Origin of the sequence: Streptomyces ochraceiscleroticus, assembly GCF_000720485.1 — a bacterium.
GTDB classification, from domain to species: domain Bacteria; phylum Actinomycetota; class Actinomycetes; order Streptomycetales; family Streptomycetaceae; genus Streptomyces; species Streptomyces ochraceiscleroticus.
The window spans coordinates 157,524-180,544 of record NZ_JOAX01000025.1 but is presented as its reverse complement, the minus strand read 5'-3'; the positions used below and the strand labels follow the sequence as shown (position 1 = coordinate 180,544).

The 23,021-nt window shown below is 70.3% G+C and carries 20 protein-coding genes; 3 read left to right on the top strand and 17 right to left on the bottom strand.

Going from position 1 to position 23,021, the window contains the following annotated elements:
• Window positions 1–47: 47 nt before the first annotated feature.
• Entirely contained in the window at window positions 48–659 is a 612-nt protein-coding gene (rpsD, locus tag IG84_RS0128150) for a 30S ribosomal protein S4 (protein WP_031062836.1), read from the bottom strand.
• A gap of 188 nt (window positions 660–847) precedes the next feature.
• On the opposite strand from rpsD, the gene IG84_RS0128145 reads away from it, so the two are divergent.
• Window positions 848–1,600 carry a DUF2470 domain-containing protein gene (locus IG84_RS0128145; protein ID WP_031062835.1) on the top strand — a complete coding sequence of 251 codons (753 nt, stop codon included), beginning with the start codon at window positions 848–850 and terminating at the stop codon, window positions 1,598–1,600.
• 154 nt (window positions 1,601–1,754) lie between these two features.
• Here IG84_RS0128145 and IG84_RS0128140 read toward each other — a convergent pair whose 3' ends face one another.
• The 5 genes from IG84_RS0128140 to IG84_RS0128120 all read right to left on the bottom strand — a co-directional run bounded on the left by IG84_RS0128140 (window position 1,755) and on the right by IG84_RS0128120 (window position 8,372).
• Window positions 1,755–3,977 carry an NADP-dependent isocitrate dehydrogenase gene (locus IG84_RS0128140; protein ID WP_031062834.1) on the bottom strand — a complete coding sequence of 741 codons (2,223 nt, stop codon included), beginning with the start codon at window positions 3,975–3,977 and terminating at the stop codon, window positions 1,755–1,757.
• A 113-nt stretch (window positions 3,978–4,090) separates the two neighbouring features.
• A complete protein-coding gene (locus IG84_RS0128135; protein WP_031062833.1) occupies window positions 4,091–5,458 on the bottom strand; it encodes a replication-associated recombination protein A in 1,368 nt (455 codons plus the stop codon).
• A gap of 90 nt (window positions 5,459–5,548) precedes the next feature.
• Entirely contained in the window at window positions 5,549–6,196 is a 648-nt protein-coding gene (locus tag IG84_RS0128130; protein WP_031062832.1) for a vitamin K epoxide reductase family protein, read from the bottom strand.
• A gap of 185 nt (window positions 6,197–6,381) precedes the next feature.
• Window positions 6,382–7,644, bottom strand: coding sequence for a histidine--tRNA ligase (gene hisS, locus IG84_RS0128125; protein WP_031062831.1), 1,263 nt, complete (start codon window positions 7,642–7,644; stop codon window positions 6,382–6,384).
• An 11-nt stretch (window positions 7,645–7,655) separates the two neighbouring features.
• On the bottom strand, window positions 7,656–8,372 hold the full coding sequence (locus IG84_RS0128120) for an MBL fold metallo-hydrolase (protein WP_031062830.1): 717 nt from the start codon (window positions 8,370–8,372) through the stop codon (window positions 7,656–7,658).
• A 183-nt stretch (window positions 8,373–8,555) separates the two neighbouring features.
• Between IG84_RS0128120 and IG84_RS0128115 the strand changes: the two genes are divergently transcribed.
• A complete protein-coding gene (locus IG84_RS0128115) occupies window positions 8,556–9,368 on the top strand; it encodes a peptidylprolyl isomerase (protein WP_031062828.1) in 813 nt (270 codons plus the stop codon).
• Window positions 9,369–9,599: 231 nt separating this feature from the next.
• Complete coding sequence (locus IG84_RS0128110; RefSeq protein WP_030251657.1) at window positions 9,600–10,829, top strand: DUF349 domain-containing protein; 1,230 nt, start codon at window positions 9,600–9,602, stop codon at window positions 10,827–10,829.
• Window positions 10,830–10,894: 65 nt separating this feature from the next.
• Here IG84_RS0128110 and IG84_RS0128105 read toward each other — a convergent pair whose 3' ends face one another.
• The 11 genes from IG84_RS0128105 to pdxS form a co-directional block, all read right to left on the bottom strand.
• Window positions 10,895–13,432 carry a RelA/SpoT family protein gene (locus IG84_RS0128105; RefSeq protein ID WP_031062826.1) on the bottom strand — a complete coding sequence of 846 codons (2,538 nt, stop codon included), beginning with the start codon at window positions 13,430–13,432 and terminating at the stop codon, window positions 10,895–10,897.
• A gap of 257 nt (window positions 13,433–13,689) precedes the next feature.
• Window positions 13,690–14,238, bottom strand: a complete 549-nt coding sequence (locus tag IG84_RS0128100; RefSeq protein ID WP_031062824.1) for an adenine phosphoribosyltransferase — start codon at window positions 14,236–14,238, stop codon at window positions 13,690–13,692.
• Window positions 14,235–15,371, bottom strand: a complete 1,137-nt coding sequence (gene secF, locus IG84_RS0128095; protein WP_031062822.1) for a protein translocase subunit SecF — start codon at window positions 15,369–15,371, stop codon at window positions 14,235–14,237. The genes IG84_RS0128100 and secF overlap by 4 nt, the downstream gene beginning before the upstream one ends.
• A gap of 1 nt (window position 15,372) precedes the next feature.
• On the bottom strand, window positions 15,373–17,121 hold the full coding sequence (gene secD, locus IG84_RS0128090; protein WP_031062820.1) for a protein translocase subunit SecD: 1,749 nt from the start codon (window positions 17,119–17,121) through the stop codon (window positions 15,373–15,375).
• A gap of 149 nt (window positions 17,122–17,270) precedes the next feature.
• The gene (gene yajC, locus IG84_RS0128085; protein WP_031062817.1) at window positions 17,271–17,819 is read right to left on the bottom strand and encodes a preprotein translocase subunit YajC; all 549 of its coding nucleotides are present in this window, start codon (window positions 17,817–17,819) and stop codon (window positions 17,271–17,273) included.
• A gap of 163 nt (window positions 17,820–17,982) precedes the next feature.
• The gene (ruvB, locus tag IG84_RS0128080; protein ID WP_031062816.1) at window positions 17,983–19,083 is read right to left on the bottom strand and encodes a Holliday junction branch migration DNA helicase RuvB; all 1,101 of its coding nucleotides are present in this window, start codon (window positions 19,081–19,083) and stop codon (window positions 17,983–17,985) included.
• A gap of 67 nt (window positions 19,084–19,150) precedes the next feature.
• Entirely contained in the window at window positions 19,151–19,771 is a 621-nt protein-coding gene (gene ruvA / locus IG84_RS0128075; RefSeq protein ID WP_031062814.1) for a Holliday junction branch migration protein RuvA, read from the bottom strand.
• Window positions 19,768–20,394, bottom strand: a complete 627-nt coding sequence (ruvC, locus tag IG84_RS0128070; RefSeq protein ID WP_037800939.1) for a crossover junction endodeoxyribonuclease RuvC — start codon at window positions 20,392–20,394, stop codon at window positions 19,768–19,770. The genes ruvA and ruvC overlap by 4 nt, the downstream gene beginning before the upstream one ends.
• A gap of 203 nt (window positions 20,395–20,597) precedes the next feature.
• A complete protein-coding gene (locus IG84_RS0128065) occupies window positions 20,598–21,350 on the bottom strand; it encodes a YebC/PmpR family DNA-binding transcriptional regulator (RefSeq protein WP_031062810.1) in 753 nt (250 codons plus the stop codon).
• 63 nt (window positions 21,351–21,413) lie between these two features.
• Complete coding sequence (gene pdxT / locus IG84_RS0128060) at window positions 21,414–22,010, bottom strand: pyridoxal 5'-phosphate synthase glutaminase subunit PdxT (RefSeq protein ID WP_031062808.1); 597 nt, start codon at window positions 22,008–22,010, stop codon at window positions 21,414–21,416.
• Between the two features lie 9 nt (window positions 22,011–22,019).
• Entirely contained in the window at window positions 22,020–22,931 is a 912-nt protein-coding gene (pdxS, locus tag IG84_RS0128055; protein ID WP_031062806.1) for a pyridoxal 5'-phosphate synthase lyase subunit PdxS, read from the bottom strand.
• Window positions 22,932–23,021: the final 90 nt, after the last annotated feature.

The following is a 23,021-nucleotide window of genomic DNA, read 5'->3' as shown; positions in this document are numbered from 1 at the left end:
CGCGCCACGGAAGCGGCGCGCGGGCCGTGCGCTGCCGGGCTGCTCGCTCAGCGCGCGTAGTACTCGACGACGAGCTGCTCGTCGCAGATGACCGGGATCTCCTTGCGGTTGGGGTCCCGGTCCAGGCGGAACGCCAGCGCCTGGAGGTTGACCTCCAGGTAGCGCGGGGTCTCGCCGTCGGGGGCGTAGCCACCCTCGCGCGCGACCTGGAAGGGGTGCTTCTCGCGGCTGCGCTCGCGGACCATCACCACGTCGCCGGGGCGGACGCGGAAGGACGGCTTGTCGACCTTGCGGTCGTTCACCGAGATGTGGCCGTGCACGACCATCTGACGGGCCTGGTAGATCGTACGGGCCAGGCCGGAGCGCAGGACGAGCGCGTCCAGGCGGCGCTCCAGCTCGATGATCAGCGCCTCGCCGGTCTTCATGTCGACCTTGCGGGCACGGTCGTAGGCCCGCACCATCTGGCGCTCGCTGATGTCGTACTGGGCGCGCAGCCGCTGCTTCTCCAGCAGCCGGACCTTGTAGTCACTGTTCTGCTTGCGACCACGGCCGTGCTCGCCGGGCGGGTACGGACGGGCCTCGAAGTACTTGACGGCCTTCGGAGTCAGCGCGATGCCGAGCGCGCGGGACTTCTTGACCTTGGGACGCGACTGGTTCACGTGGAACGGACCTCCATGTAAGTTAGGTGAGGCTTACCTTAGCAGCGCGAGGAGACCGCATGTATCGACCTGGGAACCCCCTGCCCAGTGCTGGCCAGAGCACCGAGGCGGGTCAGCCGCGTCCCACGGAAGACGCCCAGCAGCCGACCGCCGCCGAGCGTGTGCGAACCCTCGTGGATTCCCATGCTATGGCGTCTCTGACCATTCCCGGAGTCCACGATCTCGACGAACCCGGCTTCGCCGCGCCCGCCTGCAGAACGGTCGACGCCTCAGGAGACGTGCTACTCCTGGTTCCTGGGGATTCAGCGGCCGCCCGGGCCGCCGCACACGCCCAGGACGACGACGTCACCGCCGTGATGGAACTCACGGATGTCGCCCCCGTCTCGGTACCGCACCGCATCCGCGGCCGCGCCTGGGTCGCCGGCTGGCTCACCCCCGTACGCGGCGAGGACCGGGCCCAGGCAGCCCGGCTGCTCGCCGAACGGCACCCCGTCGGCGAACTGCTGGGCATCGGCGAGGCGCTGCGCCCCGACCCGCTGCCCGGCACCGTCGGGCGGGGCGCCTGGATGATGCTGCGCCTGGAGGTCGGCGAGGCCACCGTGGACGACCTGTGGGGCGCGGACTCCGTCGAGCCCGAGGAATTCACGCAGGCCGCTCCGGACCCCGTGGCGGGCCACGAGGCCGAGCTGCTGCAGCATCTGCACTCCTCGCACGGCGAGCAGGTGCGCGACCTGTGCGGGCTGCTCGGCGACCGGGCCGAGCGGGTGTGCGCGGCGCGCGGCACGGTCGTACCGGTGGCGCTGGACCGCTTCGGGCTGCGGGTCCGCTTCGCCGACCCCGGCCACCAGGTCTTCGACGCCCGTTTCGACTTCCCCGAGCCCGTGCGTGACCTGATGGAGCTGCGGCGGGCGATGCACCACCTCTTCGACGCGGCGGCGTGAGAGCCGGCGACGGCGCCTGCCCCGGCCGGCCCCGGGCACGCGCCGCCGGCCGCCGCCCCGGAGCACGCGCCGCCCTCCGCAAACGGGACCGCCCCTCCCGGCATCGTGCCGGGAGGGGCGGTTCGCCTGCGGGCGGCTGCCCGCCGGGCCTGCGTCAGGCGCTGAGCGAGGCGAGCGCCTTGTTCAGCGTGGCGGACGGCCGCATGACGGCCGCGGCCTTGGCCACCTCGGGCTGGTAGTAGCCGCCGATGTCGACGGGCTTGCCCTGAACGGCGACCAGCTCGTCGACGATCGTCTGCTCCTGCTCGGCCAGCGTCTTGGCCAGCTCCGCGAACGCCTCGGCCAGCTTGGCGTCCTCGGTCTGCTTGGCCAGCTCCTGCGCCCAGTACAGGGCCAGGTAGAAGTGGCTGCCGCGGTTGTCGATGCCGCCGAGCTTGCGGCTGGGCGACTTGTTCTCCGCGAGGAAGGTGCCGGTCGCGCGGTCGAGGGTGTCGGCGAGCACCTGGGCGCGCGCGTTGCCCGTCTTCTGCGCGAGGTGCTCGAAGCTCACCGCGAGCGCGAGGAACTCACCCAGGCTGTCCCAGCGCAGGTAGTTCTCCTTGACGAGCTGCTGGACGTGCTTGGGCGCGGAGCCGCCGGCGCCGGTCTCGAAGAGGCCACCGCCGTTGATGAGCGGCACGACCGAGAGCATCTTGGCGCTCGTGCCGAGCTCCAGGATCGGGAACAGGTCGGTGAGGTAGTCACGCAGCACGTTGCCGGTGACGGAGATCGTGTTCTCGCCGCGGCGGATGCGCTCCACGGAGAACTTGGTCGCCTCGAACGGGGACATGATCTCGATCTGCAGGCCCTCGGTGTCGTGCTCCGGGAGGTACTGCTTGACCTTGGCGATGAGGTTCGCGTCGTGCGCGCGGCCCTCGTCCAGCCAGAACACGGCCGGGTCGCCGGTCGCGCGGGCGCGGGTGACGGCCAGCTTGACCCAGTCGCGGATCGGGATGTCCTTGGTCTGGCAGGCGCGGAAGATGTCGCCGGCGCTGACCGTCTGCTCCAGCAGCGCGGTGCCGTTGCCGTCGACGACCCGCACGGTGCCGGTGGCGGGCACCTCGAAGGTCTTGTCGTGGCTGCCGTACTCCTCGGCCTTCTGCGCCATCAGACCGACGTTCGGCACCGAGCCCATGGTGGAGGGGTCGTACGCGCCGTTCGCCTTGCAGTCGTCGATGACGGCCTGGTAGATGCCGGCGTAGCTGCTGTCCGGGATGACCGCGAGGGTGTCCTGCTCCTGGTCGTCCTTGTTCCACATGTGGCCCGAGGTGCGGATCATGGCCGGCATGGAGGCGTCGACGATGACGTCGCTCGGGACGTGCAGGTTGGTGATGCCGCGGTGCGAGTCGACCATCGCCAGGTCCGGGCCCTCGGCGAGCTCGGCGTCGAAGGACGCCTTGATCTCCTCGCCCTGGGGCAGCGCCTCCAGGCCCTTCCAGATGCCGCCGAGGCCGTCGTTCGGGGTCAGGCCGGCGCCGGCGAGCGCGTCCGCGTACTTCGCGAAGGTCTTCGGGAAGAAGGCGCGCACGACGTGACCGAAGATGATCGGGTCGGAGACCTTCATCATCGTGGCCTTGAGGTGCACCGAGAACAGCACGCCCTCGGCCTTGGCGCGGGCGACCTGCTCCTTGAGGAACTCGCGCAGCGCGCCGACGCGCATGACGGAGGCGTCCACGACCTCGCCCGCCAGCACCGGCACCGACTCGCGCAGCACCGTGGTCGAGCCGTCGTCACCGACCAGCTCGATGCGCAGCGTGCCGTCCTCGGCGATGACGACCGACTTCTCGGTGGAGCGGAAGTCGTCGCCGGTCATGTGCGCGACGTTGGTCTTGGAGTCGGCGGACCAGGCACCCATGCGGTGCGGGTTGGCCTTGGCGTAGTTCTTGACCGACGCGGGGGCGCGGCGGTCGGAGTTGCCCTCGCGCAGGACCGGGTTGACGGCGCTGCCCTTGACCTTGTCGTACCGGGCGCGGATGTCGCGCTCCTCGTCGGTCTTCGGGTCGTCCGGGTAGTCCGGGAGGGCGTAGCCCTGCTCCTGCAGCTCGGCGATCGCGGCCTTGAGCTGCGGGATCGAGGCCGAGATGTTCGGCAGCTTGATGATGTTCGCCTCGGGCGTCTTCGCCAGCTCACCGAGCTCGGCGAGCGCGTCGTCGATGCGCTGGTCCTCCCGAAGACGCTCGGGGAAGCTGGCGATGATCCGGCCCGCCAGCGAGATGTCACGGCTCTCGACGGCGACACCGGCCGTCGAGGCGTAGGCCTCGATCACCGGCAGGAACGAATACGTCGCCAGGGCCGGGGCCTCGTCGGTGTGCGTATAGATGATGGTCGAGTCAGTCACCGGTGCTCCGCTCCACGTCTGCAACATTGCTCGACATCAAGATATCTCGTGAGCGGCCCCCGTTCGACAGGGCCCTGCCGTGCGGCGCCGGAACGGCCGCTTCCGCGCCCGTCTCACTCCCCCGACGGCCCCGCCTCCCCCGCCAGCCTGCTGCGCACCCGCTCCACCACGTCGTAGTACCGCGCCTCCGAGCCGTACCGCGTCGGGGTGTAGTACCGCTTGCCGTGCACCTCGTCCGGCGCGTACTGCTGCGCCGCGATGCCGCCGGGGAGGTCGTGCGGGTACTGGTAGCCCTTGCCGTGGCCGAGCTTCTCCGCGCCCTTGTAGTGCGAGTCGCGCAGATGCGTCGGCACGGGGCCCGCCAGGCCCGCGCGGACGTCGGCGAGGGCCGCGTCGATCGCCATGTACGCCGCGTTCGACTTGGGCGCGAGGGCCAGCGCGATCGTCGCCTGGCTCAGCGTGATCCGGGCCTCGGGGAAGCCGATCATCGCGACGGCCTGCGCGGCGGCCACCGCGGTCTGCAGCGCGGTCGGGTCGGCCAGCCCGATGTCCTCGCTCGCGGAGATCATCAGCCGCCGGGCGATGAACCGCGGGTCCTCGCCCGCCTCGATCATGCGCGCCAGATAGTGCAGCGCGGCGTCCACGTCCGAGCCGCGGATGGACTTGATCAGCGCGCTCGCCACGTCATAGTGCTGGTCACCGGCCCGGTCGTACTTCACCGCCGCCCGGTCGACGGACTCCTCCAGGGTCTGGAGGCTGATCTCCTTCTCGCCCTTGGAGATCGCGGACCCGGCACCGGCCTCCAGGGCCGTCAGCGCCCGGCGCGCGTCGCCGCCCGCGATGCGCAGCAGATGTGCCTCGGTGTCCTCGGGCAGCGTCACCGCGCCCGCGAGCCCGCGCGCATCGGTCAGCGCGCGCTTCAGCAGCCCGCGCAGATCGTCGTCGGTCAGCGGCTCCAGCGTCAGCAGCAGCGAGCGGGAGAGCAGCGGGGAGATCACCGAGAAGTACGGGTTCTCCGTGGTCGCCGCGATGAGGGTCACCCAGCGGTTCTCCACCGCCGGGAGCAGGGAGTCCTGCTGGGCCTTGCTGAAGCGGTGGATCTCGTCCAGGAAGAGGACGGTCTCTTTTCCGTACCCGCCGGAGGCGCGGCGGGCGCCGTCGATGACGGACCGCACCTCCTTCACCCCCGCGGTGATCGCGGAGAGCTCCACGAAGCGCTTGTTGGTCGCCTGGCTGACGACGTACGCGAGGGTGGTCTTGCCGATGCCGGGCGGGCCCCACAGGAACACCGAGGAGGGCCCGGCCGGACCGCCCTCCCCCTCGCCCACCAGCCGCCGCAGCGGCGACCCGGGCTTGAGCAGATGCTGCTGGCCGACCACCTCGTCCAGGGTGCGCGGGCGCATCCGTACGGCGAGCGGGGACCCCGCGGGGTCCTTCTCCTGGCGGTCTTCGGCAGCGGCGGTGAACAGGTCGGGCTCCACGCTTCGACCTTAATTCACGGCACTGACAACGCGGCCGGGCGCCTGATCAAAGACGCCTCAGAGACGCCTCGGAGGGGTCTCAGAAACGCCTCAGAGCAGCGTGCTCCAGTACTGCGTCCACCACTTCGTGAGGATCAGCAGCCCGATCACGCCGTACCAGAGCACCGGCACGACCCAGTGGAACTCCAGGACGGTGTTCCGCAGGCCCGTGGGCAGCGGGATGATCCGGTGCTTGATGTTGTGCACGGTGGTGTACCAGAACATCAGGATCGTCACGAGCCAGGTGAGCGTGCACCACAGGCACAGCGAGTTGATGACGTACAGGGACTGGCTCATCAGCCACATGCAGAAGACCGTGCCGAGCAGCGTGCCGATGTTCAGGCCGATCCAGTACCACGCCTTGAAGCGGGCGCCGGCGAGCACGGCCATGCCGATGGCGATGACGACGCCGAAGCCGACGAGCCCGGCCATCGGGTTCGGGAAGCCGAAGACCTCGGCCTGCGCGCTCTTCATGATGTTGCCGCAGGAAATGATCGGGTTGATGCTGCAGGCCGGCTTGAAGTTCGGGTCCTCGAGCAGCTTGAACTTGTCGAGGGTGATGACCCAGGCCGCGAGGAGGCCGAGCGCGCCGGTGATCACCAGGAGCAGCGCGAAGGGGCGACCCGCTCCGATGGTGCCGTCGCCATCCGTACGGCCATGGTCGGTGGTGGACACGTCATCAAGCGTAGTCGTCGTCATATCGCCGTTCCGTCGATCCCGTCGTGTAACCGCCCGTTGGAGCCTCACATTGTGCCGCAAGGGGTGCACCGGGCACCGTTCGAAGGGCATAAAGCCGACCGCACCGGAAGTGGCTTGTGGCCCATGACGAAGGGCCCGGCGGCCATCAGGCCACCGGACCCCTTCGCACGAAAGTCCTACGGGTTTCAGCTCAGCTTCGCCTGGACGGCAGCCACGATTCCGTCCAGCGCGACCGGCGACTGATCGCCGCTCTCCAGGTCCTTGAGCTGGACCACGCCCTCGGCCAGGTCCCGCTCGCCCGCGACGATCGCGAGCCGCGCACCGGAGCGGTTCGCGGACTTCATGGCGTTCTTCAGGCCCTTGCCGCCGTACGCGAAGTCGGTCGCGAGACCGGCCCTGCGCAGCTCGGTGACCGTGCCGAAGAGCACCCGGCGGGCCTCCTCGCCCAGCGGCACCGCGAAGACCGCGGTACTGGCGGGAATCTCCAGCTCCACGCCCTCGGCCTCCAGCGCCAGGACCGTACGGTCCACGCCGAGCGCCCAGCCCACCGACGGCAGCGCGGGGCCGCCGATCATCTCGGACAGGCCGTCGTACCGGCCGCCGCCGCCCACCGCGGACTGCGAGCCCAGCCCGTCGTGGACGAACTCGAAGGTGGTACGGGTGTAGTAGTCCAGGCCGCGGACCAGCTTGGGGTCGTCCTCGTACGCCACGCCCGCCGCGGTCAGCAGCTCGCGGACCTGCTCGTGGTACGCCTTGCAGTTCTCGCAGAGGTGGTCGCGCAGCAGCGGCGCGCCGACGAGCTGCTTCTGCACGTCCGCGCGCTTGTCGTCGAGCACCCGCAGCGGGTTGATCTCGATCCGGCGGCGGGTGTCCTCGTCCAGGTCCAGGGCGCGCAGGAAGTCCTGCAGCGCGGCCCGGTAGGCGGGGCGGCACTCCTTGTCGCCGAGGCTGTTGAGCAGGATGCGGAAGTTCCGCAGGCCCAGCGAGCGGTAGGCGTCGTTCGCCAGGATGATCAGCTCGGCGTCCAGCGCCGGGTCCTCGGCGCCGATGGCCTCCGCGCCGACCTGCGAGAAGTGCCGGTAGCGGCCCTTCTGCGGGCGCTCGTAGCGGTAGTACGAGCCGGAGTACCAGAGCTTGACCGGGAGGTTGCCGGCCTTGTGGAGGTTGGCCTCCAGCGCGGCGCGCAGCACGGACGCGGTGCCCTCGGGGCGCAGCGCGAGCTTGTCGCCGCCCTTGGTCTCGAAGGCGTACATCTCCTTGGTGACGATGTCGGTGGACTCGCCGACGCCGCGCGCGAACAGCTCGACGTTCTCGAAGCCAGGCGTCTCGATGTAGCCGTAGCCGGAGCGCTTGAGGGGTCCGGAGATCGCGTCACGGACCGCGAGGTAGGTCGCGGACTGCGGCGGGATCAGGTCGTAGGTGCCCTTGGGGGCCTTGAAGGTGCTCACGGAAGCTTTCGTCACATTCCTCGTCGCGGAGCCGGGCTCTGGGGGCCCGTTCCGAGGCCGGCGGCCACCTCCCGCAGGAAGGGATTGGTGGCGCGCTCCTGGCCGATGGTGGTCTGGGGGCCGTGGCCGGACAGCACCACGGTCGAGTCGTCCAGCGGGAGGCATACGCGCTCCAGCGACCGGAGGATCTCGGCGTGGTCGCCGCCGGGCAGGTCGGTGCGTCCGATGGAGCCGGCGAAGAGCAGGTCACCCGAGAAGAAGACCGGCGGAATGTCGGCCTGCTCGGGCATCCTGAAGGTCACCGACCCCTTGGTATGGCCCGGCGCATGGGAGACGGCGAACTCCATCCCGGCAAGCGCAAGCTTCCCGCCGTCCGCCAGCTCCTTGACGTCATCCGGCTCTCCCACCGTCAGCTCGCCCATCAGCGGCTGTCCGATCGACCGGCCCAGCGCCTTCTCCGGGTCGCTCATCATGTAGCGGTCCTCGGGGTGGATCCAGGCGGGGACGTCGTGCGCGCCGCAGACCGGCACCACCGAGGCGACGTGGTCGATGTGGCCGTGGGTGAGGACGACGGCGACGGGCTTGAGGCGATGCTTCTTCACCGCTTCCGCGACACCGTCGGCGGCCTGGTGGCCGGGGTCGATGATCACGCACTCCTCACCCGCGGCGGGGGCGACCAAGTAGCAATTGGTGCCCCAGGCCCCGGCGGGGAACCCGGCAATCAGCACGTTCGTCCTCATCAATCGTCCGGCGGACAGATCCTGGCAGGCCCTGGCTGCGGCCCTGGCGGATCTCACAGAAACATGCTGCAAGATCTCTGCTGTTCAGAGCCTACCGGCGGGACTCCCGCCGGAGCGAACCCGTATACGGTACGGGCCACGGCAGATCATGCGGACCAAGGAGACGGCCTGGTGGTCAAGGGGGATCAGCGGCGCAAGCAGCTCGCGCGCCAGAAGTACGAGCGTCAGCTCCAGCGGCGGACGGCCGCCCGGCGGAAGGCCAAGCGCCGCAACGTGATCATCGCGTCGGTGCTCGCGGTGGTGCTCGCCGCGGGCGCGGCCGTGTACGCGTCGGCGGGGCTGGTCGGCGGCGACAGCAAGAACGCGGCGGCGGAGCAGCCCACGGACCCGTGCGGTACGCCCGCCAAGGGCGAGCCGTCGAAGAAGCAGTGGAAGAAGGAGCCGAAGCTGACGGTGGACACGTCCGCTTCGTACACCGCGAAGCTCTCCACCACCTGCGGCGACCTCGCCCTGAAGCTGGACGCGAAGAAGGCCCCGCACACGGTCAACTCGTTCAATTTCCTGGCGGAACAGGGCTATTTCGACCACAGCAAGTGCCACCGCCTGGTCGACGACGGCCTCCACGTCCTGCAGTGCGGCGACCCGACCGGTACCGGCCAGGGCACCCCGGGCTACACGATTCCGGACGAGAACCTGAAGGACCCGCGGCTCAAGGGCGGCGTCTATCCGGCGGGCACGGTCGCGATGGCCAATCGCTACGACGGGCAGAGCGAGAAGACCCGGGACACCGGCGGCAGCCAGTTCTTCCTGGTCTTCCAGGACAGCAAGCTGCCGCCCAACTACACGCCGTTCGGGACGATCACGCAGGGCATGGACGTCCTGAAGAAGATCGCGAAGGCCGGGTTCACGACCGACCCGCAGACGCAGAACACCGCCCCCAACGCCACCGTCGTCATCGACCGCGCCCGCGTCACCAAGTCCTGATGTATCCCGGCCGTCCGCGCCGGGACCACGGAATTTCGGTCGTGCGGGATGCGGACAGCCGGGCCGCCGGTCGCCTAGATTGGCGTTGGGTAGGGTGCCTGCTCCGACGGCTGCCACCCTCACCCGCAAGAACAGTCCGTCGGACCGGCCGGGGCGCGGTCCCGCCGGACAGAAACTGTGGACGATGCCCGGGACCCCGGTGTCCCGCCGGCATCATGTGGAGGAGGCGCTGTGAGCAGCGACCCATGGGGCCGCGTCGACGAGACGGGGACCGTGTACGTGCGTACCGCCGACGGTGAGAAGGTCGTCGGATCGTGGCAGGCGGGATCGCCCGACGAGGCCCTCGCCTACTTCGAGCGCAAGTATGAGGGCCTGGTCGTCGAGATCGGCCTCCTCGAGCGGCGGGTCAGGACCACCGACCTGTCGGCCAAGGACGCCATGACCGCGATCGACCACCTGCGCCAGCAGGTCGACGAGCACCACGCGGTGGGCGACCTCGACGCCCTGCGGAAGCGGCTGGACGCGCTCGTCCAGACGGTCGAGGCCCGCCGCGAGGAGCGCAAGGCGGCCAAGGCGCGGCAGGCGGACGAGGCCAGGACGGCCAAGGAGAAGCTGGTCGCCGAGGCCGAGGAGCTGGCGGCGAGCGAGCAGTGGCGGGCGGCCGGCGAGCGGCTGCGTGCCCTGGTCGACACGTGGAAGGGGCTGCCGCGGCTGGACCGCAAGTCCGACGACGAGCTGTGGCACCGCTTCTCGCACGCCCGCTCCGCGTTCTCCAAGCGGCGCAAGGCGCACTTCGCGTCGCTGGACGCGCAGCGCGAGCAGGCCAGGCAGATCAAGGAGAAGCTGGTCGCGGACGCCGAGGCGCTCTCCGGCTCGACGGACTGGGGCCCGACGGCGGCCCGGTACCGCGAGCTGATGCAGGAGTGGAAGGCCGCGGGCCGCGCCCAGCGCGAGCACGAGGACGACCTGTGGAACCGCTTCCGCGGCGCCCAGGACGTCTTCTTCCAGGCCCGCAGCGAGGTCTTCGCGGAGCGGGACGCCGAGCAGCGGGAGAACCTCACCCGCAAGGAGGAGCTGGTCGTCGAGGCCGAGAAGCTGCTCCCGGTCTCGGACCTCAAGGCCGCGCGGGCCGCGTTCCGTTCGATCAACGAGCGGTGGGAGGCCATCGGCCATGTGCCGCGGGACGCCCGCCCGAAGATCGAGGGCCGGATGCACGCCGTCGAGCGCGCCATCCAGGAGGCCGAGGAGGCCGAGTGGCGGCGGACCAACCCCGAGGCGCGGGCGCGTGCCGCGGGGCTGACCGGCCAGCTCCAGGACGCCGTCGACAAGCTCCAGAAGCAGATCGACACGGCCCGGGCGGCCGGTAACGACGCCAAGGCCGACAAGCTCGCCCGCGAGCTGGAGGGCCGCCAGGCCCTGCTGGACCAGGCCCAGAAGGGCCTCCAGGAGTTCGGCGGCTGAGAAGTGCACGCACGAGGAGGGCCCCGGTACTCCGATACCGGGGCCCTCCTCGTGTGCTTGCGGCGCTAGTTGGGCCGCCGGGCCGACGTCACGCGGTACACGTCGTACACGCCCTCCACGCCCCGTACCGCCTTCAGGACGTGCCCGAGGTGCTTGGGGTCGCCCATCTCGAAGGTGAAGCGGGAGGTGGCCACCCGGTCGCGGGAGGTCTGCACGGCCGCGGACAGGATGTTGACGTGCTGGTCGGACAGGACCCGTGTGACGTCCGACAGCAGGCGCGAACGGTCCAGCGCCTCGACCTGGATGGCGACCAGGAAGACCGAGGACTGGGTCGGCGCCCACTCGACTTCGAGGATCCGCTCGGGCTGCTTGGACAGCGAGTCGACGTTCACGCAGTCCGCGCGGTGAACCGATACGCCGGAGCCGCGGGTCACGAAGCCGATGATCGGGTCGCCCGGCACCGGCGTACAGCAGCGGGCCAGCTTGACCCAGACGTCCTCGACGCCCTTGACGACCACGCCCGGGTCCGCGCTGGAGCGCCGCTTGGAGCGGCGGATCGGCGTGGACTCGGCGATGTCCTCGGTGGCCTCGTCCTGCCCGCCGAGCGCCTGCACCAGCTTCTGCACGACGGACTGCGCGGTGACATGGCCCTCGCCGATCGCCGCGTACAGCGAGGAGATGTCCGGGTACCGCATCTCGTGGGCGAGCGTCACGAGCGAGTCGCCGGTCAGGATGCGCTGGATCGGCAGGTTCTGCTTGCGCATGGCCCGTGCGATGGCGTCCTTGCCCTGCTCGATCGCCTCGTCGCGGCGCTCCTTGGAGAACCATGCGCGGATCTTGTTGCGGGCCCGCGGGGACTTGACGAAGCCCAGCCAGTCCCGGGACGGCCCGGCGCCCGGCGCCTTGGAGGTGAAGACCTCCACCAGATCGCCGTTGTCCAGCGTCGATTCCAGCGGTACGAGGCGGCCGTTGACACGCGCGCCTATCGTGCGGTGGCCGACCTCGGTGTGCACCGCGTACGCGAAGTCCACGGGTGTCGCACCGGCCGGCAGCGCTATGACATCGCCCTTGGGCGTGAAGACGAAGACTTCATTGCGGGAGAGGTCGAAGCGCAGCGACTCCAGGAACTCGCCCGGGTCCTCCGTCTCCTTCTGCCAGTCCAGCAACTGCCGCAGCCACGCCATGTCGTTGACCGCGTCGTCCTTGCCGGCCTTGCCCCGGGGCACGTCGGTACGGATCTTGGAGGCGCCGGCCACGGCCTCCTGCTTGTACTTCCAGTGCGCGGCGATGCCGTACTCGGCGCGGCGGTGCATGTCGAAGGTGCGGATCTGCAGCTCGACCGGCTTGCCGTTGGGCCCGATGACCGTCGTGTGCAGCGACTGGTACATGTTGAACTTGGGCATCGCGATGTAGTCCTTGAACCGGCCGGGGACCGGATTCCACCGCGCGTGCACCGTGCCCAGCGCCGCGTAACAGTCACGGACCGTGTCGACGAGGACGCGGATGCCCACCAGGTCGTAGATCTCCGCGAAGTCGCGCCCGCGGACGATCATCTTCTGGTAGACGCTGTAGTAGTGCTTGGGCCGCCCCGTGACGGTGGCCTTGATGCGCGCGGAGCGCAGGTCGGCCTGGACCTCGTCGGTGACTATGGCGAGGTATTCGTCGCGCTTGGGCGCCCGCTCGGCGACCAGCCGGACGATCTCGTCGTACATCTTGGGGTAGAGGATCGCGAAGGCGAGGTCCTCCAGCTCCCACTTGATGGTGTTCATGCCCAGCCGGTGCGCCAGCGGGGCGTAGATCTCCAGCGTCTCGCGGGCCTTCTTCTCCTGCTTCTCCCGCTTGAGGTAGCGCATCGTGCGCATGTTGTGCAGCCGGTCGGCGAGCTTGATCACCAGGACCCGGGGGTCCTTGGCCATCGCCACGACCATCTTGCGCACGGTCTCGGCCTGCGCGGCCTCGCCGAACTTGACCTTGTCCAGCTTGGTGACGCCGTCGACCAGCAGCGCGACCTGGTCACCGAAGTCCCGGCGCAGGGTGTCCAGGCCGTACTCGGTGTCCTCGACGGTGTCGTGCAGCAGCCCGGCCATCAGTGTCGCCGGGTCCATGCCCAGCTCCGCGAGGATCGTCGTCACCGCGAGCGGATGCGTGATGTACGGGTCGCCGCTCTTGCGCTTCTGGCCGCGGTGCCAGCGCTCGGCGACCTGGTAGGCCCGCTCGACCTGGCGCAGCGTGGCCGTCTCGATCTTGGGGTCGTTGCTGCGCACGATCCGCAGCAGCGGCTCCAGGACCGGGTTGTACGGGCTCTGGCGCTGCACGCCGAGGCGGGCCAGGCGGGCGCGGACGCGGTTGGAGGAGCCGGAGCGGCCGCCGGGCTGGCCGGTGTGGCCGGTGTGGCCGGGCGGCAGCGGCTTGGGGGCCGACGGCGGGGTGTGCTTGGGCGCCGTGGCGGCAGGCCCGGAAACCGCCGGGACGGGCCCCGCCGGCGCTTCCTTCCCGCCGTTCTTCGGCGCTTCCGCGGCGCCGCCCGCGGGACGGTCGTCCGGGCGCGCGGCGGGGCTGCCCCCCGGCGTGCGGGGGGAGAGCGGCTGGGCCTCGTCTGGCAAGAGCAACTCCTCGCTGGGACCTTTCCCGCCGGTGAACGGGCGGAAAAGAGCGGTGCCGGACCACCGGTCCACGAAGTGGCCGGGCTGCCATGGTATCCATGCCGGCCGCCCCGGCTCGCCCGCGGGCCGACCCTCCTGTGGTCACAGCAAAAGGGCACCCGCATTTATGCCGGATGCCCTTTTACCTGTACTTTGCTTGGCTTTCGAGCGGTGGACGGGGCGGTACGCCAGGCGTCCGGCGCCCGTCCGCCGCGGTTTCAGACCGTGATCAGCGCCTCCAGCGGCGCCCCGTCGAGCCCCGCCGCCAGCTTCTCCCGGCCGTCGAGGAAGCCCAGCTCCAGCAGGACCGCCACGCCCGCGACCTCGGCGCCGGAGCGGCGGATCAGGGTCAGCGAGGCTTCGGCCGTACCGCCCGTGGCCAGTACGTCGTCGATCACCAGCACCCGGTCCCCCGGGGCCAGCGCGTCGGCGTGGATCTCGATCGTGGCGTGGCCGTACTCCAGCGCGTAACTCTGGCCGAGCGTCGCGCCGGGCAGCTTGCCGGCCTTCCGTACGGGCACGAAGCCGACGCCGGCCTTCACCGCGACCGGGGCCGCGAGGATGAACCCGCGGGCCTCCAGCGCCACGATCTTCGTCGCGCCGAACTCCTGGCAGACCCCGGCCAGCGCGTCGGTCAGCTTGCCGAACGCGTCCGGATCGGCCAGCAGCGGGGTGATGTCCTTGAAGACGACCCCCGCCTGCGGGTAGTCCGGTACGTCCGCGATCTTGCTGAGCAGGAGCTCGCGCAGCTCCGCGGGGGCGCTCATCGGCGCTTGCCCGACGGACGGCCGCGGCCGCGGGTACGCGACGCGGGCTGGCTGCGCGGGCCGGCCGCCGAGCTGCCCGCCGCCGCCGGGGCGCCGTCCTGCGGCTCCTCGCCGGACTCAGCCGCGCCCTCGGCCGTCGCCTCGGCGGAGTCGCCCTTGGCGGCGGCAGAGGAACGCTTGGCGCGGACCCGCCGGGCCAGCGCCTGCATCTGCGGCTCGCGCCCCTTGAGGTCGGCGACCAGCGGGGTGGCGATGAAGATCGAGCTGTACGCACCGGCCGCGAGGCCCACGAACAGGGCCAGCGAGATGTCGTTCAGCATGCCCGCGCCCAGGAAGCCGCCGCCCACGAAGAGCAGGCCCGCCACCGGCAGCAGCGCCACGACCGTGGTGTTGATCGACCGCACCAGCGTGGAGTTGATCGACCGGTTGGCGATCTCTCCGTAGGTGTAGCGCGACTGCTTCGTGATGCCCCGGGACGCCTCCTTGAGGCTGTCGAAGACCACGACCGTGTCGTACAGCGAGTAACCGAGGATGGTCAGCAGGCCGATGACCGTGCCGGGCGTGACCTCGAAGCCGACCAGCGCGTACACACCGACCGTGATCGTGAGGTCGTGGATCAGCGCGATCAGGGCCGCCAGGGCCATCCGCCACTCGAAGGCGATGGCGAGGTAGAGCACCACGAGGACCATGAAGATCCCCAGGCCCAGCCACGCCTTGTTCGCGATCTCCTCGCCCCAGCTGGGGCCGACCAGCTGGGTGTTGACGTCCTCGACCGGGACGTCCAGGTCCTTGGCCAGCTTCTCCTGGACCGGCACGGACTCCTTGGTGTCCAGCTCGCTGATCTGGATCCGCAGACCGCCGTTGCCGAGCTTCTGGACCGTGGCCGCGTGGCCGCCGGAAGCGGCCTCGGCGTCGTGCTGGGCCTGAGTCGCGGAGACGGAGGTCTTCGGGGTCGTGAAGACCGCGCCGCCGGAGAACTCGATGCCCATGTTCAGGCCGCGTACCCCGAGGCCCACGATCGCCGTGATGGTGATCAGGATCGAAACGGCGTACCAGATCTTGCGCTTGCCGATGAAGTCGTAGCCGACCTCACCTCGGTACAGCCGGGCGCCGATGTTGCCGAGCTTGGACATCTCACGCCTCCTTCGTCTCGATGGGGGCGGAGGTGCGCCGGCCGCGGCGCAGCGGCGGCTTCGCGCCGAGACGCGTGGGGTCCAGACCCGACCACGGGTGGCCCGAGTGGAAGAACTTCCGCTTGGCCAGCAGCGTCATCAGCGGCTTGGTGAAGAAGAAGACCACCACGACGTCCAGCAGGGTCGTGAGGCCGAGCGTGAACGCGAAGCCCTGGACCTTGCCGACGGTGACGATGAAGAGCACGGCGGCGGCCAGGAACGACACGAAGTCGGAGACCAGGATCGTGCGCCGGGCGCGCGGCCAGGCCCGCTCGACGGAGGGCCGCAGCGTACGGCCCTCGCGGATCTCGTCCCGGATCCGTTCGAAGTACACGATGAACGAGTCGGCCGTAATACCGATCGCGACGATCGCACCGCAGACGGCCGGGAGGTTCAGCGCGAACCCTATGGCCGGGCCGAGCAACGTCATGATCGTGTACGTCAGGACCGCCGAGACCACGAGGCTCGCCAGCGCGACCAGGGACAGGCCGCGGTAGTACGCGACCAGGTAGATCACGACCAGAAAGAGGCCGATGGCGCCGGCGATCAGGCCCGCGTTGAGCTGCTCGCCGCCCAGGGCCGCGGTGACGGTGGTCTCGTCCGCGATCTTGAAGGAGAGCGGCAGCGCACCGTAGGACAGCATGTTCGCCAGGTCCTCGGCGGACTGCTGGGTGAAGCCGCCGGTGATCTGGGCGTTGCCGCCCGCGATCGCGCTGCTCACCTGCGGGGCCGAGACGACCTCACCGTCCAGGGTGATCGCGAACTGGTTCTGCGGCGGGGTCTTGGTGGCGATGTCACCCGTCACGTCGGCGAACTTCTTGCCGCCGGCGGAGGTGAAGTTCATCTGGACGAGCCAGCCCTGGCCGCCCTGCTGGTCGAAGCTGGCCTTGGCGTCGTCCACGTCCGTGCCCTCGACCTTGACCGGGCCGAGCACGTACTTCGTCTTGCCGTCGTCCTCGCAGGCCACGATCGAGTCGCTGGGCTTGGCGCGGGCGGCCCGCTCGGCCGCGGCGGAACGGCTCTCCTTGGTGGAGCAGTCCAGAGCCGCGAGCTTCTTCTGCAGCGCGGCGGGGATGTCGGCACCCGCGGGCGGCTGCTGGACCGGGGGCGCGCTGGGGGAACCGGTGGGCTTCCCGGAGGGCGACGGGGCGTCGTCCTTCTTGAGCGCGTCGCTGACGGCGCGGCCCTGCGGGCTCGGGCTGCCGGAGGGGGTGGCCGAAGCACTGGCGCCGCCCTGCTTCTCCTTCTCGCCGCTGCCGGCCTTCGGGCTCTTGGAAGCGCCCGGCGTGGGCGTCTTCGCGCCGGCCGCCGCGGTCAGCACCGTACGGAAGCCGAGCTGGGCGGTGGTACCGACCTGCTGACGGGCCTGCTTCGCGTCCGTCCCCTTGGGGATGTTCACGATGATGTGGTTGGTGCCCTGCGTCTGGACCTCGGCCTCGGAGACGCCGAGACCGTTGACACGCCGCTCGATGATGCCCGCGGCGGTCTTCATGTTGGTCTCGTTGATCGCGTTGGGCTTGCCCGGCTGGTTCTGTGCCGCCAGCGTGAAGCTCGTACCGCCCGCGAGGTCGATGCCCAGTCGCGGCGTCATGGTGCCGGAGTAGAACATCCCCCCGACCAGCGCCGCGATGACGACCAAGATCAGGACCAGGGCGCGCCCCGGCCTGCTCTGGGCCGCCGGCGACCTTCGGCCCTTGTTCGGTGCTGCCACCTTCTCGTATCTCCCTGTCCAACCGCCCGAGTCAGGTCAGTGCCGGACGGCCACGAAGTCTTGTGGGGACGTGCCCCCGCCGGAGCCTAGACGGTCCCGGAACCGCGGGCGCCGCTCCCGGTGCACCGCGGTTCCGTGAAAGTACGCGCCTACTTCGCGTCGGCGCCGCCGTCCTTCTTCGCGTCCTTCGCCTCGGCGGCCTCGGCGTCGGCGTCCGCGGCCGGGGTCTCGTCGGCCTTCGGCTCCTCGGCCTTCGGCTCGTCAGCCTTGTCCGCGGACTTCTCGGCGGGGGCTTCCTTGCCCAGGTCGATCTTCTCGACGACGTCACCCTTACCGGTGGTGTCGTCGTCGCCGTCGTTGACGGTCGAGGCGCCGGTCAGGGAGGACAGGTCGTCCGGCACGACGGAGCCCTGCTCGGCACCGTCGATGATGCGGTTGTACTCGTCGTCGGGCAGCACGGCGCCGATGGCGTTCTTCGCGTAGAGCGCGTGGACGCCCGGCGCCACCTCGAGGAGGACCGCGTCGTCGTGGATCTCCTTGACGGTGGCGTACATGCCTCCGATCGTGCGGACGCCGGTGCCGGGCTGCATTTCGTTCCGCATCTGGGCGGCCGCCTGCTGCTTCTTCTTGGCAGAGCGGGTCATCAGGAACATGGCCCCGATGAGCACGATGAACGGGAGGAGAGTCACGATATTCACGGGACGGAATTTCCTTCGCACGACCGCGGACCCGCGGCCTGATATACGGGGGTGGGTATGCCGCACCATATGGACGGCATCGGCGGAGTCTAAGCGAGTCCGCACCAGTGGAACAACGCCCAGGATGGCACCGCAGTTCCTGACCCGGCGAGTCCCCTCGCCGTCACGTCCCGAACAGCCCCTGCTGTCCGTTTCCGCCCGTCATCTGCTGCGGTGGCACCAGCCCCAGATGCGCCCATGCGGCGGGCGTGGCAATGCGGCCACGGGGCGTACGCGCGAGCAGACCCTCACGTACGAGGAACGGCTCCGCGACCTCCTCGACCGTCTCACGCTCCTCCCCCACGGCCACCGCCAGGGTCGACAGGCCCACCGGGCCGCCGCTGAACAGCTTGAGCAGCGCCGTGAGCACCGCGCGGTCCAGCCGGTCCAGGCCGCGCCCGTCCACCTCGTACACGTCCAGCGCCTGCGCCGCGATCTCGCGCGTGATCAGGCCGTCCGCCTTGACCTGGGCGTAGTCCCGTACGCGGCGCAAGAGGCGGTTGGCGATACGGGGCGTACCGCGCGACCGCCCGGCGATCTCGGCGGCCCCCTCGGTCTCTATGTCGACATCGAGCAGTCCCGCCGAGCGGTGGATGACCCGCTCCAGCTCATTCGGCGCGTAGAACTCCATGTGCCCGGTGAATCCGAACCGGTCGCGCAGCGGCGGCGGCAGCAGTCCGGCCCGAGTCGTCGCGCCGACCAGCGTGAACGGCGGAAGTTCCAGCGGAATGGCGGTGGCGCCCGGCCCCTTTCCCACAATCACATCGACCCGGAAATCCTCCATCGCCATATAGAGCATTTCCTCGGCGGGCCGCGACATCCGGTGAATCTCGTCCAGGAAAAGCACCTCGCCCTCCTGGAGCGAGGAGAGGATCGCGGCGAGATCGCCGGCGTGCTGGATCGCCGGGCCGGAGGTGATGCGGATCGGGGCGCCCATCTCCGCCGCGATGATCATCGAGAGCGTGGTCTTGCCGAGCCCCGGGGCGCCGGAGAGCAGCACGTGGTCGGCGGTGGCGCCGCGCGCCCGCGCGGCCCGCAGCACCAGGTCGAGCTGCTCGCGCACCCGCTCCTGGCCGACGAACTCCTCCAGGTCCTTCGGGCGCAGCGCGGCCTCGACGGCCGTGTCCTCGCCGTCGGCGTCCGCGCCCACCAGCCGGTCGGCGCCGCCCGGCGGCAGGCCGGGGTCCTGTCCGTCCGCGGTGTCGGTGCTGTCGTCCCAGTTCACTGCGTACTGCCTCGCGTCGTCGGTGGGTGGAGAGCCGGATCGTAGGGGTGCCCGGGCCGGCGCCCGGTCAGCGGGCCCGGTTCAGGGACTGCAGCGCCGCCTTCAGGAGCTGCGAGACCTGCGGCGTACCGCCCTCGGCCACGGCCGCCTCGGCCTGCGGGGCGACCGCGCCCACCGCCTCGTCGGCCTCCCGGGTCGCATACCCGAGGCCGATCAGCGCGGCGTGCAACTGGTCGCGCCAGGCGGCCGTGACCGGGCTGCCGACCGCGGGCCCGGCGCTGCCGACCGGCTCACCGAGCCGGTCCTTCAGCTCCAGCAGCAGCTTCTGCGCGCCCTTCTTGCCGATGCCGGGCACGGCGGTCAGCGCCTTCTCGTCGCCGGACGCGACCGCGCGGCGCAGCGCATCCGGGCTGTGCACCGCGAGCATCGCCTGCGCGAGCCGCGGGCCGACACCGCTCGCGGTCTGCAGCAGCTCGAAGGTCTGCCGCTCGTCGTCGTCCGCGAAGCCGTACAGCGTGAGGCTGTCCTCCCGTACGACGAGGGAGGTGGCGAGCTTCGTCTGCTCGCCCATGCGCAGCCCGGACAACGTGTTGGGGGTGCACTGGACGGCCATGCCGATACCGCCCACCTCCACGACGGCGGCGTCGGGAGCCAGGGCCGCGACCGGGCCGGAGACGAAGGCGATCATGACGTGCCCTTCGGGGTGCGCTGGTTTGTACGTACGGGAGCGGGGGTGCGGGGCGTGCCGACGGGGCGCGCGGCGGCCGGGGTGCGCCGGGCCGCGGCCTGGGCCTGCTGGAGGCGGTTGGCGGCGTGAGCCTGCTGAAGGCGGTTCACGGCGGGCGCGCGCCAGATGTGACAGATGGCGAGCGCGAGCGCGTCCGCGGCGTCGGCCGGCTTCGGTGGTGCGTCCAGCCGCAGCAGCCGCGTCACCATGGCCCCGACCTGCGCCTTGTCGGCGCGGCCCGAGCCGGTGACGGCGGCCTTGACCTCACTGGGGGTGTGCAGCGCGACGGGCAGCCCGCGGCGGGCCGCGCACAGCATGGCGACCGCGCTGGCCTGGGCCGTACCCATGACCGTACGGACGTTGTGCTGGCTGAACACGCGCTCCACGGCGACGTACTCGGGCTTGTGCGCATCGAGCCACTCGTCGATGCCGCGCTCGATGAGCACGAGGCGGTGCGCGATGTCCGCGTCGGCGGGGGTGCGGACCACACCGACACCCGCCATCGTCAGCGGCCGCCCGGCCACGCCCTCGACCACGCCGACGCCGCAGCGCGTCAACCCCGGGTCAACACCGAGCACCTTCACGGGTGTCCCCCTCCCCTCATGCCGCGCTGTCACCACCCGGCGCCGTACCGTTTCGTCCCTCCATCCCCACCATGGGGGCCGGAGATCCCCTGCTCAGCACAGTATCGGGTGCCACTGACAACGGGTGTACCGGCGACACACGAACGCGAGACGGGCCGGCAGGGATGTTCCCTGCCGACCCGTCATCAGCCGCAAAGTGGGGCTCAGGCGTCGACCTTGGCCATGACCTCGTCCGACACGTCGAAGTTGGCGAAGACGTTCTGGACGTCGTCGCTGTCCTCCAGCGCGTCGATCAGCTTGAAGATCTTCTTCGCGCCCTCTTCGTCCAGCTCGACCTGCATGGTCGGGACGAAGTTGGTGTCGGCCGAGTCGTAGTCGATGCCGGCCTCCTGGAGCGCGGTGCGGACCGCGACCACGTCGGTGGCCTCGCTGAGCACCTCGAAGGACTCACCGAGGTCGTTGACCTCCTCGGCGCCCGCGTCCAGGACCGCGGCCAGCACGTCGTCCTCGGAGAGCTCGCCCTTGGGGACGATGACGACGCCCTTGCGGTTGAACAGGTAGGACACCGAACCCGGGTCGGCCATCGAGCCGCCGTTGCGGGTCATGGCGACGCGCACGTCCGAGGCGGCACGGTTGCGGTTGTCGGTGAGGCACTCGATGAGCACCGCGACACCGTTCGGGCCGTAACCCTCGTACATGATCGTCTCGTAGTCGGCGCCGCCGGCCTCCAGGCCGCCGCCGCGCTTGACCGCGGAGTCGATGTTCTTGTTCGGGACCGACTGCTTCTTCGCCTTCTGGATGGCGTCGTACAGCGTCGGGTTGCCCTCGATGTCCACGCCGCCCATGCGCGCCGCGACCTCGATGTTCTTGATCAGCTTCGCGAAGAGCTTGCCGCGCTTGGCATCGATCACGGCCTTCTTGTGCTTCGTCGTAGCCCATTTAGAGTGGCCGGACATCCGCCTGTCTCCTTCGCGTAACCAATTTCTGAAAACGAACGCCTAGATCCTACCGGCCACCGCTCACAGCGTGTCACGCACCATGTCCACGAAGAACGCGTGGACCCGGTGGTCGCCGGTGAGTTCCGGGTGGAAGGACGTGGCGAGGACGTTACCCTGCCGGACGGCCACCATGTGACCGCCGTGCTCGGCCAGTACCTCGGCCTCGGCGCCGACCGACTCGACCCAGGGCGCGCGGATGAAGACGCCCTCGACCGGTCCGCCGTCGATCCCGGCGACGTCGACCGCCGCCTCGAAGGACTCGTTCTGCCGCCCGAAGGCGTTACGGCGCACGATCATGTCGATGCCGCCGAACGTCTCCTGGTCGGCGCGGCCGTCCAGGATCTTCTCCGCGACCATGATCATGCCGGCGCAGGTGCCGTACACCGGCTTGCCCGCACGGATGAACGCGCGCAGCGGCTCCAGCATGCCGAAGACGCCCGCCAGCTTGGACATGGTCGTGGATTCGCCGCCGGGGATGACCAGGCCGTCGAGTTCGTCCAGTTCCTCGGCGCGGCGTACCGGGCGCGCCAGGGCGTCGGCGGACGCGAGCGCCGTGAGGTGCTCGCGTACGTCGCCCTGCAGCGCCAGCACGCCGATGGTGGGGGTGCTGTTGCTCATGTGAGTGCCTTACCAGCCGCGGTTGGCGTACCGCTCCGCCTCGGGGAGGGTGTCGCAGTTGATGCCGACCATGGCCTCGCCCAGGTCGCGGGAGGCGTCGGCGATGATCTTCGGGTCGTCGTAGAAGGTGGTGGCCTTCACGATGGCGGCGGCGCGCTTGGCCGGGTCGCCGGACTTGAAGATGCCGGAGCCGACGAAGACGCCCTCGGCGCCGAGCTGGCGCATGAGCGCGGCGTCGGCGGGGGTGGCGACGCCACCGGCGGAGAAGAGGACGACCGGCAGCTTGCCCAGCTCCGCGACCTCCTTGACCAGCTCGTAGGGGGCGCGCAGCTCCTTGGCGGCGGCGAACAGCTCGTTGTTGTCGCAGCCGCGCAGCTTGGCGATCTCGCCCTTGATCTGGCGGAGGTGGCGGACGGCCTCGACGACGTTGCCGGTGCCGGCCTCGCCCTTGGAGCGGATCATGGCCGCGCCCTCGGCGATGCGGCGCAGGGCCTCACCGAGGTTGGTGGCGCCGCAGACGAAGGGGGTGGTGAAGGCCCACTTGTCGGAGTGGTTGACCTCGTCGGCCGGGGTGAGGACCTCGGACTCGTCGATGTAGTCGACGCCGAGGGACTGCAGTACCTGGGCCTCGACGAAGTGGCCGATGCGGGACTTGGCCATGACGGGGATGGAGACGGCGTTGATGATGCCGTCGATCATGTCCGGGTCGGACATCCGTGCCACGCCGCCGTCCTTGCGGATGTCCGCGGGGACGCGCTCCAGGGCCATGACCGCGACGGCGCCGGCGTCCTCGGCGATCTTCGCCTCTTCCGGCGTGACGACGTCCATGATCACGCCGCCCTTGAGCTGCTCGGCCATGCCGCGCTTGACGCGGGCGGTTCCGGTCTCCGGGGACTGGGGCGTGGTGGGCGTGGTGGACACGATTGACCTCACTAAGTGCGGGTGGTTGTGCTGCTGCACCTAGAGAACCGTTTGTGTACGGGAGGTGAAAAGGGCCAATTGCAGGGCGGT

Coding starts and splice junctions, on each gene's coding strand:
- pdxT (WP_031062808.1), bottom strand. CDS start 22,010: ATGAGCAACAGCACCCCCACCATCGGCGTGCTGGCGCTGCAGGGCGAC.
- IG84_RS0128065 (WP_031062810.1), bottom strand. CDS start 21,350: ATGTCCGGCCACTCTAAATGGGCTACGACGAAGCACAAGAAGGCCGTG.
- IG84_RS0128130 (WP_031062832.1), bottom strand. CDS start 6,196: ATGACGACGACTACGCTTGATGACGTGTCCACCACCGACCATGGCCGT.
- IG84_RS0128100 (WP_031062824.1), bottom strand. CDS start 14,238: ATGAGCGCCCCCGCGGAGCTGCGCGAGCTCCTGCTCAGCAAGATCGCG.
- ruvA (WP_031062814.1), bottom strand. CDS start 19,771: ATGATCGCCTTCGTCTCCGGCCCGGTCGCGGCCCTGGCTCCCGACGCC.
- IG84_RS0128145 (WP_031062835.1), top strand. CDS start 848: ATGGCGTCTCTGACCATTCCCGGAGTCCACGATCTCGACGAACCCGGC.
- secF (WP_031062822.1), bottom strand. CDS start 15,371: ATGTCCAAGCTCGGCAACATCGGCGCCCGGCTGTACCGAGGTGAGGTC.